Raw genomic sequence first — 15,982 nt, 5'->3', positions numbered from 1 at the left:
GGTGACATCAAGTCATTCGACTACCAGTTGTAACGCACGCCGAAGTTCGCTCCCCAAGGCTGCTCGATCTTGTCGCCGTTGCTGTACTCCAGATCAACGTGCATCGATACCTTGTCGGTCATCGCCATGGCTACGCCCGCGCCCAACTCGCCGCGAGAGCCCGACAAGTCGGTGCTGAAGCTGTTGTCATTGATCTCAACATCGCTGTTGCTGGCGAACTCATGCACATAAGCGGCGCGCAGATAGGGTTGCAGGGTTTTGCCTTCGGTCCAGGTGAAGTTGCGACCAACCGTGGTACCGACTTTACCCAGCAAGGAACGGGCACGATCGCCATCGGCGGCCATACCGTTGTCCAGGTCGTAACTCGCGCCATCGATCATCACGCCGGACAGTTGAGCGTATGGCTCGACGAAGTAGTTTTCGGCCAGTCTGATATGCCGCCCAAACTCCAGCGAAGCACCGACGCCATTGGTGTTGTAATCACCCTTGGTTTTTTGCCCGTCACTGAGTTGTACGCTGGATTCGCTCTGGAATCGGTTGTACTTGAACACACCATCGAAGTAGTAGCCGCTGTCCTCATCCAGCCATGTGGTATAGGCACCCAGGTAGTAACTGTCGACTTCGCCAGTGGTACCGCGACTCAGGTCCAGGTCGGACTTGCTGTAACCGCCCAGCAGACCGACCAGCCATTGGCCGTCGCCCATGGGCAACGGCGCGTCGGCACCAAACGAAATGCCTTGCTGGGTTTGCTTGTAGGCAACACCGGAGCCTTCACTGACGTCGTATTTGTTGCCATAGGCGCGGATCCAGCCACCGGCCTTGCCGTGATCCATTCGCACCTCACCCATGCGTGAGCGCAGGGTGCTGAGCTCGCCGTACCACACCGTCGGAGCGGCGTTGAACAGCGCCATTACCGATTGAGCGCCCGGGCTGACGACGCGGCTGCTGGTGTCCAGAACCCAGTCGTTATCGCCCTGTTTGATCAGGTCATAAGAGAAAGCCCCCAGATCCACCGCCCCCCCTTTGAGGGCAAAGGTGGCGTCGCCCGAGCCGATATGCACCACCGATGTCGAACCTGCCCCGACCGGTTCCGTACCTTGACTGTCGAGCGCAATGGTATGGTTGCCACTGGCATTGCCTGTCACCGTCAGGGTATCGATCTGCCCCGTGGTGAAGTCGTTGTGCATATAGAACGTGCCGCCCTCGCCCGCCAGGGTTTCCACCGAGAGTTTGAAGAACTGCCCCGGATTGCCGAACTGCACCCCCCCGCCGTTCAAGGTCAGGTTCTGTACTTGACCGTCCTCGACCATGATCCATCGGGCGTCGTTGCTGATCGCCAGGTTCTCGACATTTTCCAGGCGCCCGGTCAGCGTCGCCAGGTGGTCAAGCGAGACGTCGGCACTGCTGCCATCGGCGACAACAATATCGCCAGTCAGGTGGCTGTTATTGACCTTGAAATTGGCCGAAGAACCGTTGATAACCTCCAGCAGCGTGCCATTGCCGCCCTTGAGCGTGGAGCCATTGTTGATTTCGATATTGGCCCGTTCGGTGTTGGTCTGGGTCAGACCATTGACGATTATGGCCGAACCCGTCAGGCCTTCGACATGGCTTTTATCGAGAATCAGCGCGTTGTCGGCCGGCAGATTGCCAGCGGTGTACAGGCTGACACCATTGAGCCCGCCAACGATAGTGCTGTCGCTAGCACGAACCTTGCCGCCGAAACTCTGCACGCCGATGCCATCTGCGTTGGTGGCAGTGACTGTTGTACCGGACTCCAGTGTCAGCTGCGATTGCGCGCTCAAGCTTGCGCCAAACTGGCCGCCGATGATTTCGCTGTCGCTGACCCGTGCAGTGGAGCCACCGCGTACCGTGCCGATCAGGCGCAACCCCGTGCGATCGCTGACCACTCGGCTTTTGTTGGTGATCGTGGCGTCACTGTTGGACAGTTCAACGCCGCTGCTGGTACCCAAGGCCGTTGTTTTCGAGTTGTTGAGTACCAGCGTCGAACCTGCCTCGGCACGAATCTGATTGGTCGTAGCGTTATTGGCGGTCAGACTTGAAGCATCCCGCACCAGCCATCTGTCTACCACTGTCGTGCCGTCAACCGTGCGCGAATTGCCATCCTCAACCACCGACAGTGCCAGCGCGCAGGGGCTGATCAGCAGCGCCGGCGCGAAGATGGCAAGTTTGAGCATCCGTGTGAGTGGTGAAACTGAAAATGCGTGACTGACGTACATGGTGTCGCTCCTGGGTCTGGCGGCTAATGGCAACCTATTGGCACCGTTCAGATCGTGCTGCTGAAAAGCCGGCGATCTTAGGAACTTTCCTACAGCAGATATGTAGGAGTAATCCTAAAGAGCGGGAGAATTCTCCCTCACAGCTGCATGACCCCGTACATAGGCAAGCGTCGGCACGGATGGAAAACAGCCGTGCCGAGCCTGGAAGGCGACTAAGGTGTAATCGGACACTCGTCAGCAGGCGAATGGAATGCTGTGCGGGTGACTAACGCCGCAGATCCCACCACTTCCGTTCCGTCATCGAAGAAGTACTGGATCTTCGCCCGGCCTCTGCGACTCGGATTCAGGTCATATAGCGGCTTGATATAGGTGCTGTAAGGCGTGACATCAAAGTCAAAGCCGGTCAGTGGGGACGCGGAATCACCCAGGACAAAATCCTTTTCGAACTTCACACCGGGAATTGGATTCTCAGGGCTGCCCAGATCGTCGCCGATCATGGGGATGAACACGAAGCTGATGGTGTCCCCCGCGTTGAGCAACCCCGTAAGGTCGGGTATCCGGACTTTCAGGGCCCCGTCGGGCTCCAGAGACCGGCAGCCCGGGTAACCGGTTGGGTTGTCGATTTTCGGGAAACTTGCTGCGGGCAGCTCCACCGCTATCGCGTTGACGTCGACGTCGATGGGTGCTGAATGCAGATCGTTTTCCACGCCGGGCCGCTGGACTTGATAGTGCACAGGCAACTCTTTGTTGTTTCCCCCTGCCTTGATGTAGCTCCAGGGAATAGTGACAGTATGGGGGTCGCCCGCGGTATGGACTGAGTCGTCAAAAGTGACTTGCGCTTCGGTAACCGGGGTACCATCCCAGAAGCAATCGACTACATCGTCATTGATCGCCGTGGCGTGCCAGGTGAAAGTGAATTTGGCGCTCTGGCCTTTATCGGCCCTGGTCAGTTCATTGGTTCTGCTGTCGTCGAAGTTCTTCACTTCCCCTGCCAGCAGTGACGGATGAACAGGATCAGGCCAATCCACCGGAGGCCAGGGCACCCACGGAATCGGAACCTCGAAGTTGACTGGAAAGTTCGCGGACTCGGGGCCAAACGGGCGCCCCTTGCGAAAGATCTGATAACTGACCGCAGTCGTTTTGGTACCCGTGGTGGTCTGCCCGTACTCCTCCAGCATGAGTACGGCAGGTCGAACAGGAACTTCCATGGTCAGCATGTTGAGAAAGTCGAGGTCCGGCGCTATCTCAGTGCCCCCCCATGTCACACGAACCTTGTCACCGGCCTTCCAGTTATCGTATTTATCGATCCAGACACTCACGCCCCGCCCTACGTCCTCAATCAGCAACGGCCCCGGGTCGGCCTGGGGAACTTTCGGTGGTTTTAAATTCTCGGGAAGTGGCCCGAAAGTGAGGCCCACGGCTTTATGCACCGATACGGCACTGGGGTTTTGTGCTGCATCGATCAATACGTACAGAAATACGCACTCCGCGTCGCCAAAAGCACGGATTTTATCGGCGGGAATCTGCACAGTTGTATCATTAACGCCGGGGGCAGGGACATTGTCGAAAAACACCAACTCGGCGTCTGACGGGTCTTCGGGAATCGCTGCAGCATCCACCAGATAGATGGCAATTTTATCAGTAGGTTTCCAGTCCGGATAACCGGGAACCGTAACATTGAGGTTACCGCCAGCCGGAAGATTGTCATCGTCCAGATAATCAGCGACGAGCTTCAACTCGCTCGGTGGAATATGCTTGTACGGTGGTAGCCGATCACAAATGACTGTGGTCTGTTGTGATTCAGTCTCCCAGTCCGTGTAATCGAGGTTGATGTACTTCAATATGCACGTCGCGTCGTCCGGAAGAGCATTGGTATCGATAGTCATGGCAAAGGGGAAGGTTTCCGGGAGGGGCCCACCGTCCGCCGGTCTGGTGAACTCGTGATAGCCCACCTCGTCCCAACGCCCTGATCCGTTATCCAGATACAGTGTGACTTTGTCGGTTTCCTTCGGCGCTGGAGGATTTGGCCACGATGGAATGTATACCGTCAGCCCATCAATCAGCTTCGGCCCATTCAGCAGGCCAGCCGTCTTGTCGGCGTAATCCTCATCTTTGATCTCGATGACCATATCGGCAATGTTCGCCCGATGCTGGTTGCGCATTTTCAAATAGTCGGTGCTTGCCTTCTGCCGTTGCAGCCGGTTCGAATCAGTCGCCATGTTCCTGCTCTCCTGTCACGCCAATGCAGCCGTAGGAGCCATGGCCATGCCATGCCATGGCCTTAGCGTCGGTCGAAAACATGGGCGCTACGCACAGCCTCGCAAACCCGCTGCACAGCAAGCCGAACTGACCTCTGGCGGAATTTAGCGCTCAACGCAGAGAAAGCGATACTGTCAAAGTTGACAGGTACCCCCCGATTTTTTTGCATTGCAGATCGAGGTTGCGCAGGGTTGCACCTGATCGACTGGCAACTGAACGGTACCCACCGCCACTCGCCACTCGCCACACCCGCGCCACATCGCTCGCCCGTTCCTGCAGCGGTTTACACCCTGACTCTGGGCACCATGATGTTCGGCAAACAGACCAGCACCGAGGATTCCCTGCGGAGCATCGACAAGGCCTGGAACCTGGAACCTTGGCATCAACTTCATCGACACAGCCGATGTCTACTCCGACGGCCGCTCCGAGGAAAATCGTCGGCGCAGCCATCGCCAGTCGCCGGCAGGAATGGGTGCTGGCCACGAAAGTCGACTTCGGACTGGCCGACGGTCTGCCGAACCGCAGCGGCCTGAGCCGCAAGCACATTTTCAACGGCATCGAGGCCAGCCTGACGCGTCTGGGCACGGACTACCTCGATATCTGCACCGCGAAGACCACAACGTCCCTACAGATTGCCCGGCAGAATTAGCAGTACACACAGGAACGTGGTGTTGGCATTGTCGAGTTCGCCATTGCCTGGGTGTTGAACAACAGTGCGGTGACTTCGGCCATTGTTGGTCCACGCACCGAAGAGCAGTGGGATGCCTACACTAAGACGCAAGCGGTTCGCATCAGCGCAGAAGACGAGGCCTTTATTGATTCGCTGGTGACACCGGGGCATGCGTCGACGCCGGGGTTCAATGATGTGAGCCATTTCGTGTCGGGGCGTAGATCGCGTACGGCTTGAGTGCCAGCCCTCACCCTAGCCCTCTCCCAGGGGGAGAGGGGACTGACCGAGTACTGCTTGAAATATGTTTGAGCCTGAAATTTTTCTATCGAATCCATAATCGACCCGATTTTTTCAGGTCGCAGAACTTCTTGAGAGGACTCGGTCAGTCCCTTCTTCTGGGAGAGTGATTGACCGAGTACTGCTTGGAATATGTTTGAGCCTGAACTTTTTGCATCGAAACCATAATCGACCCGGTCTTTCAGGTCGCATAATTTCTTGCGACGACACGGTCAGTCCCCTCTCCCCCCGGGAGAGGGTTAGGGTGAGGGGGCGACGATTAAAAATCCTGTGCAGATGTTGAAAATATCGATCATCCGACCAATATTCAACACGAAAACCACGTATCCTCCGCACCCCGTTTCACCTTCAGCTTCGCGAGGACAGCTTGTCTAAAGGTATCGCTCTATCGGTTTCAGCCTCGGTGCTGTTTGCCGTCATGTACTACTACACCTCACTGCTGACTCCGTTGAGCGGTGTGGAGATTTTCGGCTGGCGCATGCTGTTGACCGTGCCTTGCATGACCGTATTCATGGTGCTGTCCGGCGAATGGAAACGTGTGGTCGAGATTGTCCGGCGTGTCAGCGCCAACCGGAAATTGATGGCCGGCCTGGTCGCCTCCTCGGCGCTGCTCGGCGTGCAACTGTGGCTGTTCATGTGGGCGCCGCTCAACGGCTACAGCCTCGACGTATCCCTGGGCTACTTCCTGTTGCCCCTGACCATGGTCCTGACCGGTAGGATCGCCTACGGCGAACGCCTCTCGTACTTGCAAAAAATCGCCGTGGTATTCGCCTGCCTCGGGGTGATCAACGAGGTGTATCAGGTTGGTGGTTTTTCTTGGGCGACCCTGCTGGTCTGCATTGGTTACCCGGCCTATTTCGTTTTACGTAAACGACTGGCAGCGGACAACCTGGGCGGTTTGTGGCTGGACATGGCACTGACGCTGCCCGTGGCCTTCTGGTTCGTGCACAGTGGCGCGCAAGGTTTCGGCGTGTTCGAGCAGCATCCGTGGTTATCGCTGCTGATCCCGATGCTGGGCGTGATCAGTGCGTCGGCGCTGGTGGTCTACATCATCGCCAGCCGACTGTTGCCGTTCAGCCTGTTCGGGCTGCTGAGCTATGTCGAACCGGTGCTGCTGCTGGGCGTGGCGTTGTTGCTCGGGGAGAGCATCAAGAAAGGCGAGTGGCTGACGTACATCCCGATCTGGATGGCCGTACTGGTGTTGGTCTTTGAAGGCTTTAAGCATCTGATACGACAGCGCCGCCCGTAGGCCACACACAAAAACAAATGTGGGCGCGGGCTTGCTCGCGAAGGCGGTGTGTCAGGCAGTAGATTTCTCACTGACACTCCGCCTTCGCGAGCAAGCCCGCTCCCACAGTTCAAGACAGCGACTGCTTAGTCGGTGGACAACACACCACGGCGAACCTGATCACGTTCGATCGATTCGAACAACGCCTTGAAGTTGCCCTCGCCGAAACCGTCATCACCCTTGCGCTGGATGAACTCGAAGAACACCGGGCCCATCAGGGTTTCCGAGAAGATCTGCAGCAGCAGGCGCTTGTCACCCGATTCCGACGAACCGTCCAGCAGGATGCCCCGCGATTGCAACTCACCCACTGGCTCTCCGTGATTGGGCAGACGGCCTTCAAGCATTTCGTAGTAGGTATCGGGCGGCGCGGTCATGAAGCGCATGCCGATCTTTTTCAGGTGATCCCAGGTCTTGACCAGGTCGTCGGACAGGAAGGCAACGTGCTGGATGCCTTCGCCGTTGAACTGCATCAGGAATTCTTCGATCTGCCCGGCGCCCTTGGACGACTCTTCGTTGAGCGGGATGCGGATCATGCCATCGGGTGCGGTCATGGCCTTGGAGGTCAGCCCGGTGTACTCGCCCTTGATGTCGAAGTAACGGATCTCGCGGAAGTTGAACAGCTTCTCGTAGAAGTTGGCCCAGTAAGCCATGCGGCCGCGGTACACGTTGTGGGTCAGGTGATCGATGATCTTCAGGCCCGCCCCGACCGGGTGACGGTCGACGCCTTCAATGAACACGAAGTCGATGTCATAGATCGAGCTGCCTTCGCCGAAACGGTCGATCAGGTACAGCGGCGCGCCGCCAATGCCTTTGATCGCCGGGAGGTTCAGCTCCATCGGGCCGGTTTCGATGTGGATCGGCTGGGCGCCGAGTTCCAGGGCACGCTTGTAGGCTTTTTGCGAGTCCTTGACCCGGAATGCCATGCCGCACACCGACGGGCCGTGTTCGGCAGCAAAGTACGAAGCAACGCTGTTCGGCTCGTTGTTGAGGATCAGGTTGATCGCGCCCTGGCGATATAGGTGCACGTCCTTGGAGCGGTGGGTTGCGACCTTGGTAAAGCCCATGATCTCGAAGATCGGCTCCAGGGTATTGGGAGTTGGCGATGCGAGCTCGATGAACTCAAAGCCCATCAGGCCCATCGGGTTTTCGTATAAATCTGCCATGGTCGGCGCCTCATCATGCTTTTGGAATTAACAAATGTCAGTTGCTAGCAATGCTGAGACCGGTGGGTGGCGCACAGGAGATGCCCCGCACACTGCGGGCGAGAAAGTCACCGTAGATCAGTTGAAACCCGAATATCTTCATTGTCGACCCAAGGCTCTTGCGGGCGAGGCTTCTGCTGCCAGAAGACGTTTATTCTTGTATGCGTAACCCGATTCTACACAGCGTAAAACAGTTTGTCCGCCTTCTGTATAAAATCCCCTTTTTCCATGACCGCGCAAGCGCTTTGTTACAGCGTAAAACCCCAAACCGCCGTCGGCCATCTATCATGGCAATCACCGAACTCTTCTTGGGAGGCACCCTGCCCTGCCAGCATTTGAGAGCCCTACTTCACCGCCTCAGGTTTCGCGAATGCCACTCAAAGCCAAGACCCGCCATCGCCGCACCAGAATGGCTGGCACTCTGATCAGCGGATTGCTCCCGGTGTTGCTCGGGTCTTTCATTCTTCATATGCAGGCAGAGCGCACCCTGGAGCAAAGCAGCGCACAAACTGCCGAGGACGCGATTCGCCAGATCGAACTGATGCTCGATAACACCGCTCAGGCCGCACACGAGTTACTGCCACTCGCCGGCCAGAGTTGCAACGACGTCAAACTGCCCCTGCGCGAACAGGTCACCCGCCGCCCGTTCGTGCGTTCGACCAATCTGGTGTGGGAGGACATCATCTATTGCAGTTCGCTGTTCGGTGACATTGAGGAGAAGGTCAACCCCGGTGACTACACCCAGGGGGCGTTATGGCTGATGAACGGCAACCCGGTCACGCCCAACACGGCGCTGCTGGTGTATAGGCTCAGCGAAGGCAAAAAAGGCGCCCTGGCGACCCTTGATGGCTACCACCTGGCTAACGTACTGCGCCTGATTGGACGCAAGACTTTACTGCAACTGCAAGTCGGCAAGAACTGGTTGTCGGCCGACGGTGTATTTCATGACACTGCCCTGCCCCGACTGCCGGTAGCGCAAAGCTATCTGACCTCGCAACGCTATGCCTTTTCCGTGTCGGCCGGTTTTCCTTCAGGCGAAACCTGGCGCTACATGACCAGCGAATACCCGCCGTTGTTCAGCTTGCTGCTGTTTTTTGGCGTGATCGCAGGTTTCATCGGGCATTTCCTGCAAAAGCGTTCCGTGTCGCCGACCCATGAAATGCAGCGGGCGCTGGATGCGGCGGAGTTCATTCCGTATTTCCAGCCCGTTGTTGATGGCGACAGCAAGCGCTGGTCGGGGGCTGAAGTCCTGATGCGCTGGAAGCATCCAACCGAAGGCCTGGTGCGTCCCGACCTGTTCATCCCGCTTGCTGAACACACCGGGCTGATCGTGCCAATGACGCGCTCACTGATGCGCCAGACAGCCGCCCTCCTCGCGCCGCATAGCGCCTCATTCGAAAAGCCGCTTCATATCGGCATCAATATCACCGCCAATCACTGCCAGGACTTGCAACTGGTTCAGGATTGCCAAGAGTTTCTCGACGCATTTACTCAAGGGTCGATCCACCTGGTACTGGAGCTGACCGAGCGCGAACTGATCGAGCCTACGGCCACCACCCGTAAACTGTTCGAACAACTGCGTGAAATGGGCATAAAGATCGCCATCGATGACTTCGGTACGGGTCACTCGAGCCTTGGTTACCTGAGCCAGTTCAATGTGGACTTCCTGAAAATCGATCAGAGTTTCGTGGCCATGATCGGTATCGATACCCCCTCCAGCCACATACTGGACAGCATCATCGAACTGGCGGGCAAGCTCGATCTGGCACTGGTCGCCGAAGGCGTGGAAACCCTTGAGCAAAGTGATTACCTGAGTGATCGGGGTGTGAACTTTCTGCAAGGTTATCTGTTCGCTAAACCGATGCCCGGCGCGGAGTTCATTAGTGCATTAAGTGAACATTAACTAAACATTTAACCGGCATACAACGATAACCCCCAGCCATGGGAATCAACACAGCACCGTTGTTACATGAAGAAAATGTCAGGATTTACTCTTGAGCAATTAACTACTACAATTTTTCATACCAGCGCTAAACTGGCAGGTGAATCACTGTCACCGGGTCGCTTCAAGGCTCTTGGCTTATAGCTTTGTTTGCGGTTGGTATCAGCCAAACACACTATTGGAGTAAAGATATTGTCCAGACTCGCTGAATTTCGTGCAGCCGAAAAGGCCCTTCAAGAGCAGCTCAAGCAGCTGGAATCGCTGAAGAACGATGCCGGGCTCAAGAAAGAAATCGAATTCGAAGAGAAACTCCAGGGGTTGATGAAAACCTACGGCAAAAGCCTGCGTGACATCATTGCCATTCTCGATCCGAACCCGACAAAATCCGGCCTGCAGCAGGCTGCACCAAAAACCCGTCGCGCCCGTGTGGTCAAGGTCTATCAGAACCCGCACACCGGCGAGCTGATTGAAACCAAGGGCGGCAATCACCGCGGCCTGAAAGCCTGGAAGGAACAATACGGTGCAGGCACCGTGGATTCCTGGCTTCGCGGCTGACACTCGCTGGAACAAAAAAGCCCTGCCGATGCAGGGCTTTTTCATGAATGGCATCTAATTGCAACGAACAGCAGCGATCAACTACCTGGTTGCCGACTAACTATTTGCTTAATCCATTCTGAATATCTAAAAACCCCGCTGCCAGCCCGCAAAACACTGTCGCCGCTTTAAAGTTTCAGGCTATTGCGCGCAGCCGCAATTTCATCCTGACTCGCCTTATAATCCTGCGCTTTTCCGGCGTAGGAAAGAACATAGGCCTTATCGGCATCCACCGCAGCGACCAATGTTTGAGAAAGCACATGCTGGCCGTTCTGCGTGATGGTGCAGGTAGTTTCCAGCGCAGCCAGGCGACTCAACATCGTCGAATGAATTCGAGTGCAAACACTCTGGTATCCGCCTTGAAAGAAGTCCTTTTGCAAGGATTTGCGCATTTCCAGCAACACACCCTGCAGATTGACCTGATGCCCGCTTTCCACCTGACTGATGGTCAACTCCATCACCATGACCGGTGTAGCGCCCTGATCAATTTTTACCGCGCGCTGACGGCTGACGCCGGAAGCAGCTTCGGGAACTGTCTCAACCTGCCAGCCGGCTGGCCAGGTCATGACTGGCGCATCTGCGTAAGCGGCACTGGCCAATGAAAGTACACCTGCCAGGACCAACAACGATTTACAGAATCGGAACATTGCACCGGGCCCCTACGGATTGAGGCCTAAAGTCTGAGGCCCGTCCGGCTGTCAGGCAATAGCCGGTCATTCGGGTTTGGCGATGTCGGAACCCTTGCGTATCATTGTCACCATTCGTTAGCCCACATATTTTCCGGAGGGCCCATGAGCCTGCAAGAATTGAACACCTTCCCGGGCGTTACCGCACAACCGGACACCGCCACCCAGAAATTCGTCTTCAACCACACCATGCTGCGGGTCAAGGACATCACCAGGTCACTGGACTTCTACACGCGCATTCTGGGTTTCTCGCTGGTGGAAAAACGCGATTTCCCGGAAGCCGAGTTCAGCCTGTACTTCCTCGCGCTGGTCGACAAAAACCAGATCCCGGCCGATGCCGCCGCGCGTACCGAGTGGATGAAGTCGATCCCCGGGATTCTCGAACTGACCCACAACCACGGCACCGAAAACGATCCGGACTTTGCCTACCACAATGGCAACACTGATCCGCGCGGTTTCGGCCACATCTGCATTTCGGTACCGGACATCGTTGCCGCGTGCGAACGCTTCGAGGCACTGGGCTGCGATTTCCAGAAGCGCCTGAGCGACGGTCGCATGAAGAGCCTGGCGTTCATCAAGGACCCGGACGCCTACTGGGTCGAGATCATTCAGCCAGCACCGCTGTAAAGCATGATGGATCATTGCCACGCGCGGGAACGACCATAGAAAAATCCCCTGAGGGAACGGGCTTGCTCGCGAACGCGCAGTGTCGGCCAACATCTCTGCTGGATGACACAGCGCTTTTCGCGAGCAAGCCCGCTCCCACATTTGGAATGTGTCAGACACAAAAAACCCATGATCTCTCATGGGTTTTTTGTGTCTCCGGCTACCGATTTTATGCCGGTGCCGACGTCCGGATCAGGTGATCGAAAGCACTCAGGGAAGCCTTGGCGCCCTCGCCCACCGCAATCACGATCTGCTTGTACGGCACAGTGGTCACGTCACCGGCGGCGAACACACCAGGCACCGAGGTTTCGCCGCGAGCATCGACGATGATCTCACCACGGGGTGACAGCTCGATGGTGCCTTTGAGCCAATCAGTGTTGGGCAGCAGACCGATCTGCACGAAGATCCCTTCAAGTTCTACACTTCGCAGCTCGTCAGTCTGACGATCCTTGTAACGCAGGCCGTTGACCTTCTGACCGTCGCCGACCACCTCGGTGGTTTGCGCGCTGGTGATCACGGTCACGTTCGGCAGGCTGTGCAACTTGCGCTGCAACACCGCATCGGCACGCAGTTGAACGTCATACTCCAGCAGCGTCACGTGGGACACGATACCGGCCAGGTCGATGGCCGCTTCGACGCCGGAGTTGCCGCCGCCAATCACCGCCACGCGCTTGCCCTTGAACAGTGGACCGTCGCAGTGCGGGCAGTATGCAACGCCCTTGTTGCGGTATTGCTGTTCGCCAGGCACGTTCATTTCACGCCAGCGTGCACCGGTCGCCAGGATGACAGTCTTGGCTTTCAATTGCGCACCGCTGGCGAAGTGGACTACGTGCAACTCACCTTCTTTGCCTGGCACCAACTTATCGGCACGCTGCAGATTCATGATGTCCACGTCGTACTGTTTGACGTGCTCTTCCAGCGCAACGGCCAGTTTCGGCCCTTCGGTTTCCTGTACAGAGATGAAGTTCTCGATGGCCATGGTGTCGAGCACCTGCCCACCAAAACGCTCAGCCGCCACACCGGTACGAATGCCTTTACGGGCTGCATAGATCGCCGCCGAAGCACCGGCCGGGCCACCGCCGACAACCAGTACGTCAAAGGCTTCCTTGGCACTGATTTTTTCAGCCTGACGCTCGATTCCGCTGGTGTCGATTTTGGCGAGAATTTCTTCCAGGCCCATGCGGCCCTGGCCGAAGTTCACGCCGTTGAGGTAGATGCTCGGCACCGCCATGATCTGGCGCTCGTCGACTTCTGCCTGAAACAGCGCGCCGTCGATGGCCACGTGACGGATGTTCGGGTTCAGCACCGCCATCAGGTTCAGCGCCTGGACAACGTCCGGGCAGTTCTGGCAGGACAGCGAGAAGTACGTCTCGAAGTTGAACTCACCCTTGAGCGAGCGGATCTGCTCGATCACTTCAACACTGGCTTTCGATGGATGACCGCCGACTTGCAGCAGGGCCAGCACCAGGGATGTGAATTCATGGCCCATCGGGATGCCGGCGAAACGCAGGCTGATATCGGCACCGGGGCGGCTGATCGAGAACGATGGCTTGCGTGCGTCGTCACCGTTGTCGAGCAAAGTAATCTGGGTGGAAAGACTGGCAACGTCTTTCAACAGTTCGAGCATTTCCCGGGATTTCGCACCGTCGTCGAGGGAGGCAACGATCTCGATCGGCCGGGTGACCCGTTCCAGGTACGATTTCAACTGGGCTTTAAGATTGGCGTCCAACATACGGGCGATTTCCTTTGTATTCACAGACATAAAAAAACGCCCGAGCGAATCTCGCCCGGGCGTTTTTATTGGGCGGTGCAGCTTGCTTAGAAGGTGCGGAAGTCCGCCCTGATGAAGCGCGTCACAGACTTAGATCTTGCCGACCAGGTCCAGGGACGGAGCCAGAGTGGCCTCGCCTTCTTTCCACTTGGCTGGGCAAACCTGACCCGGGTGAGCAGCGACGTACTGGGCAGCCTTGATCTTGCGCAGCAGCTCGGAAGCGTCACGGCCTACACCGCCATCGTTCAGTTCAACGATCTTGATCTGGCCTTCCGGGTTGATTACGAAGGTGCCACGATCCGCCAGGCCAGCCTCTTCGATCAGCACGTCGAAGTTGCGCGAGATGGCGTGGGTTGGGTCGCCGATCATGGTGTACTGGATCTTGCCGATGGCTGGCGAAGTGTTGTGCCAGGCAGCGTGGGCGAAGTGAGTGTCGGTGGAAACGCTGTAGATCTCGACGCCCAGTTTCTGGAAAGCGTCGTAGTTGTCAGCCAGGTCTTCCAGCTCGGTCGGGCATACGAAGGTGAAGTCGGCCGGGTAGAAGAACACCACAGACCACTTGCCTTTGAGGTCAGCGTCCGAGACTTTTACGAAGTCGCCGTTTTTGAATGCATCAGCTTTGAACGGTTTAACTTGGCTGTTGATGATAGGCATCGTTGACTCTCCGTCAGGGGTTAAGAAGTTGATGGAGAGAACTTTACCCACTCGACGAACGCAAGGCTCATTGGCAAACCTCATGCCGCTGATTTGTTTTCGCTATTAGCCGACAGTATTAATAGAAGAATTCGGTATCTCGGGCGCGACCGGCTTTTCTGCGCGCAGCGCCATGCCCAGGAACGGATTGGTTTCGATGTAACGCATGGCGGACTTCATGTCCTTCCAGCCCACATAACTCATCAACGATTTCAGATCCCAGCCGCTTTGGTGCGCCCAAGTGGCGAATCCACGACGCAGGGAGTGGCTGGTATAGAGTTCGCCCGCGATTCCAGCGCGCCCCAGGGCCTGACGCAACAGCGGTATCACGCTATTGGCGTGCAAGCTCTCCTCGCTCAGATGCCCCCAACGGTCAATGCCACGAAACACCGGGCCGCGCACCAGTGCCGCCTCGTTGATCCATTCGATGTAGGCCTGCACGGGGCACAAGCGCTGCAGCGCCGGCGTCTGATAAGTCTTGCCAAGGTTCTCGCGATCACTCTTGCTGCGCGGCAGGTAGAGGGTGGTCCCCGCGCCGGCGCTGGCTTGAACGTGCTCGATTTGCAGCCGGCACAACTCATCGCTGCGAAAGCCCCGCCAGAAACCTAGCAGGATTAATGCGGTGTCCCGCCTGGCGCGCAACAGTGCGGGGCGATCGCCCTGAGTCCGGGCAGTTTGCGCCTCCTGCTCCAACCAGTTGACCACCTGCTCCAAATGTTGAAGTTGCAGAGGTTGCGCCTGTTTCTCCTGCGCCGGATGCAGCGCACGGATGCCTTTGAACACCTTGCGCACCAGCGGCGCCTTGGTCGGATCGGCAAACCCCTGACTGTTATGCCACTGCGCCAGCGCCGACAACCGTAGCTTCAACGTGTTGATCGACAACACCCCGGCATGGGCCACCAGGTAGCGCGCCACACTGTCGCCAGTAGCCGGCAGAAAACCACCCCAGGTCACTTCGAAATGCTCAATAGCTGCCCTGTAGCTACGCCGGGTGTTGTCGCGAGTGGCGGCTTGCAGGTAACGATTGAGGTCGCTCATGGAAATACCTTCTGACTAGTTACAAATTGGCGAACTGTAGGAGCGAGCAGGCTCGCGATGGACGTCAACGATAACGCGGGTCTCCTGAATGCCCACGGGGCTCTCTGGTTTTTCGCGAGCATGCTCGCTCCTACAAGGACCGCGTTGAACTGTAGGAGCGAGCACGCTCGCGATGGGCGTTAACGATGACACGGGCGTTCTGAATGCCCGCGGTGCTCTCTGGTTTTTCGCGAGCATGCTCGCTCCTACAAGGACCGCGTTGAACTGTAGGAGCGAGCACGCTCGCGATGGACGTCAACGATGACACGGGTCTCCTGAATGCCCACGGTGCTCTCTGGTTCTTCGCGAGCATGCTCGCTCCTACAAGGACCGCGTTGAACTGTAGGAGCGAGCACGCTCGCGATGGACGTCAACGATAACGCGGGCTTCCTGAATGCCCGCGGTGCTCTCTGGTTTTTCGCGAGCGTGCTCGTTCCTACAAGGACCGCGTTGAATTGTAGGAGCGAGCACGCTCGCGATGGACGCCAACGATAACGCGGGCTTCCTGAATGCCCGCGGTGCTCTCTGGTTTTTCGCGAGCATGCTCGCTCCTACAGGGGACCACTTGTGCCAAAAACGTATCAAAACCACCTTCACACG

At 57.2% G+C, this 15,982-nt stretch carries 11 protein-coding genes and 1 pseudogene; 5 read left to right on the top strand and 7 right to left on the bottom strand.

Features of this window, described 5'->3' with window-relative positions; genetic code table 11:
• Window positions 1-20 precede the first annotated feature (20 nt).
• Both KW839_RS08805 and KW839_RS08800 read right to left on the bottom strand, forming a co-directional pair.
• On the bottom strand, window positions 21-2,237 hold the full coding sequence (locus KW839_RS08805; protein WP_218424082.1) for an autotransporter outer membrane beta-barrel domain-containing protein: 2,217 nt from the start codon (window positions 2,235-2,237) through the stop codon (window positions 21-23).
• 212 nt (window positions 2,238-2,449) lie between these two features.
• Complete coding sequence (locus KW839_RS08800; protein ID WP_218424081.1) at window positions 2,450-4,456, bottom strand: hypothetical protein; 2,007 nt, start codon at window positions 4,454-4,456, stop codon at window positions 2,450-2,452.
• A 345-nt stretch (window positions 4,457-4,801) separates the two neighbouring features.
• Here KW839_RS08800 and KW839_RS08795 point away from each other — a divergent pair.
• A pseudogene (locus tag KW839_RS08795) lies at window positions 4,802-5,403 on the top strand (aldo/keto reductase).
• Between the two features lie 427 nt (window positions 5,404-5,830).
• Window positions 5,831-6,712 carry an EamA family transporter RarD gene (gene rarD, locus KW839_RS08790; protein WP_218424080.1) on the top strand — a complete coding sequence of 294 codons (882 nt, stop codon included), beginning with the start codon at window positions 5,831-5,833 and terminating at the stop codon, window positions 6,710-6,712.
• Between the two features lie 125 nt (window positions 6,713-6,837).
• On the opposite strand, the gene hppD is transcribed toward rarD, so the two are convergent.
• Window positions 6,838-7,914 carry a 4-hydroxyphenylpyruvate dioxygenase gene (hppD, locus tag KW839_RS08785; RefSeq protein WP_060542879.1) on the bottom strand — a complete coding sequence of 359 codons (1,077 nt, stop codon included), beginning with the start codon at window positions 7,912-7,914 and terminating at the stop codon, window positions 6,838-6,840.
• A gap of 409 nt (window positions 7,915-8,323) precedes the next feature.
• On the opposite strand from hppD, the gene KW839_RS08780 reads away from it, so the two are divergent.
• Together KW839_RS08780 and KW839_RS08775 are read left to right on the top strand one after the other, a co-directional pair.
• Complete coding sequence (locus tag KW839_RS08780) at window positions 8,324-9,856, top strand: EAL domain-containing protein (protein ID WP_218424079.1); 1,533 nt, start codon at window positions 8,324-8,326, stop codon at window positions 9,854-9,856.
• Between the two features lie 231 nt (window positions 9,857-10,087).
• Window positions 10,088-10,450 (top strand): histone-like nucleoid-structuring protein, MvaT/MvaU family, encoded by a 363-nt coding sequence (locus tag KW839_RS08775; protein ID WP_060542877.1) that lies wholly within the window; start codon window positions 10,088-10,090, stop codon window positions 10,448-10,450.
• A 167-nt stretch (window positions 10,451-10,617) separates the two neighbouring features.
• On the opposite strand, the gene KW839_RS08770 is transcribed toward KW839_RS08775, so the two are convergent.
• Window positions 10,618-11,136 carry a DUF4946 domain-containing protein gene (locus tag KW839_RS08770; protein WP_218424078.1) on the bottom strand — a complete coding sequence of 173 codons (519 nt, stop codon included), beginning with the start codon at window positions 11,134-11,136 and terminating at the stop codon, window positions 10,618-10,620.
• A gap of 144 nt (window positions 11,137-11,280) precedes the next feature.
• On the opposite strand from KW839_RS08770, the gene gloA reads away from it, so the two are divergent.
• On the top strand, window positions 11,281-11,802 hold the full coding sequence (gene gloA / locus KW839_RS08765) for a lactoylglutathione lyase (RefSeq protein ID WP_060542875.1): 522 nt from the start codon (window positions 11,281-11,283) through the stop codon (window positions 11,800-11,802).
• Window positions 11,803-12,010: 208 nt separating this feature from the next.
• Here gloA and ahpF read toward each other — a convergent pair whose 3' ends face one another.
• The 3 genes from ahpF to KW839_RS08750 form a co-directional block, all read right to left on the bottom strand.
• The gene (gene ahpF, locus KW839_RS08760; RefSeq protein WP_218424077.1) at window positions 12,011-13,573 is read right to left on the bottom strand and encodes an alkyl hydroperoxide reductase subunit F; all 1,563 of its coding nucleotides are present in this window, start codon (window positions 13,571-13,573) and stop codon (window positions 12,011-12,013) included.
• Between the two features lie 129 nt (window positions 13,574-13,702).
• Entirely contained in the window at window positions 13,703-14,266 is a 564-nt protein-coding gene (ahpC, locus tag KW839_RS08755) for an alkyl hydroperoxide reductase subunit C (protein WP_007975937.1), read from the bottom strand.
• 105 nt (window positions 14,267-14,371) lie between these two features.
• Window positions 14,372-15,343, bottom strand: a complete 972-nt coding sequence (locus KW839_RS08750; RefSeq protein ID WP_218424076.1) for a site-specific integrase — start codon at window positions 15,341-15,343, stop codon at window positions 14,372-14,374.
• Window positions 15,344-15,982: the final 639 nt, after the last annotated feature.

This window comes from Pseudomonas sp. PDM31, assembly GCF_019218965.1.
Taxonomy (GTDB): domain Bacteria; phylum Pseudomonadota; class Gammaproteobacteria; order Pseudomonadales; family Pseudomonadaceae; genus Aquipseudomonas.
Note: the sequence above shows the minus strand (reverse complement) of the source record. Positions and strands in the feature narration are given on the sequence as shown.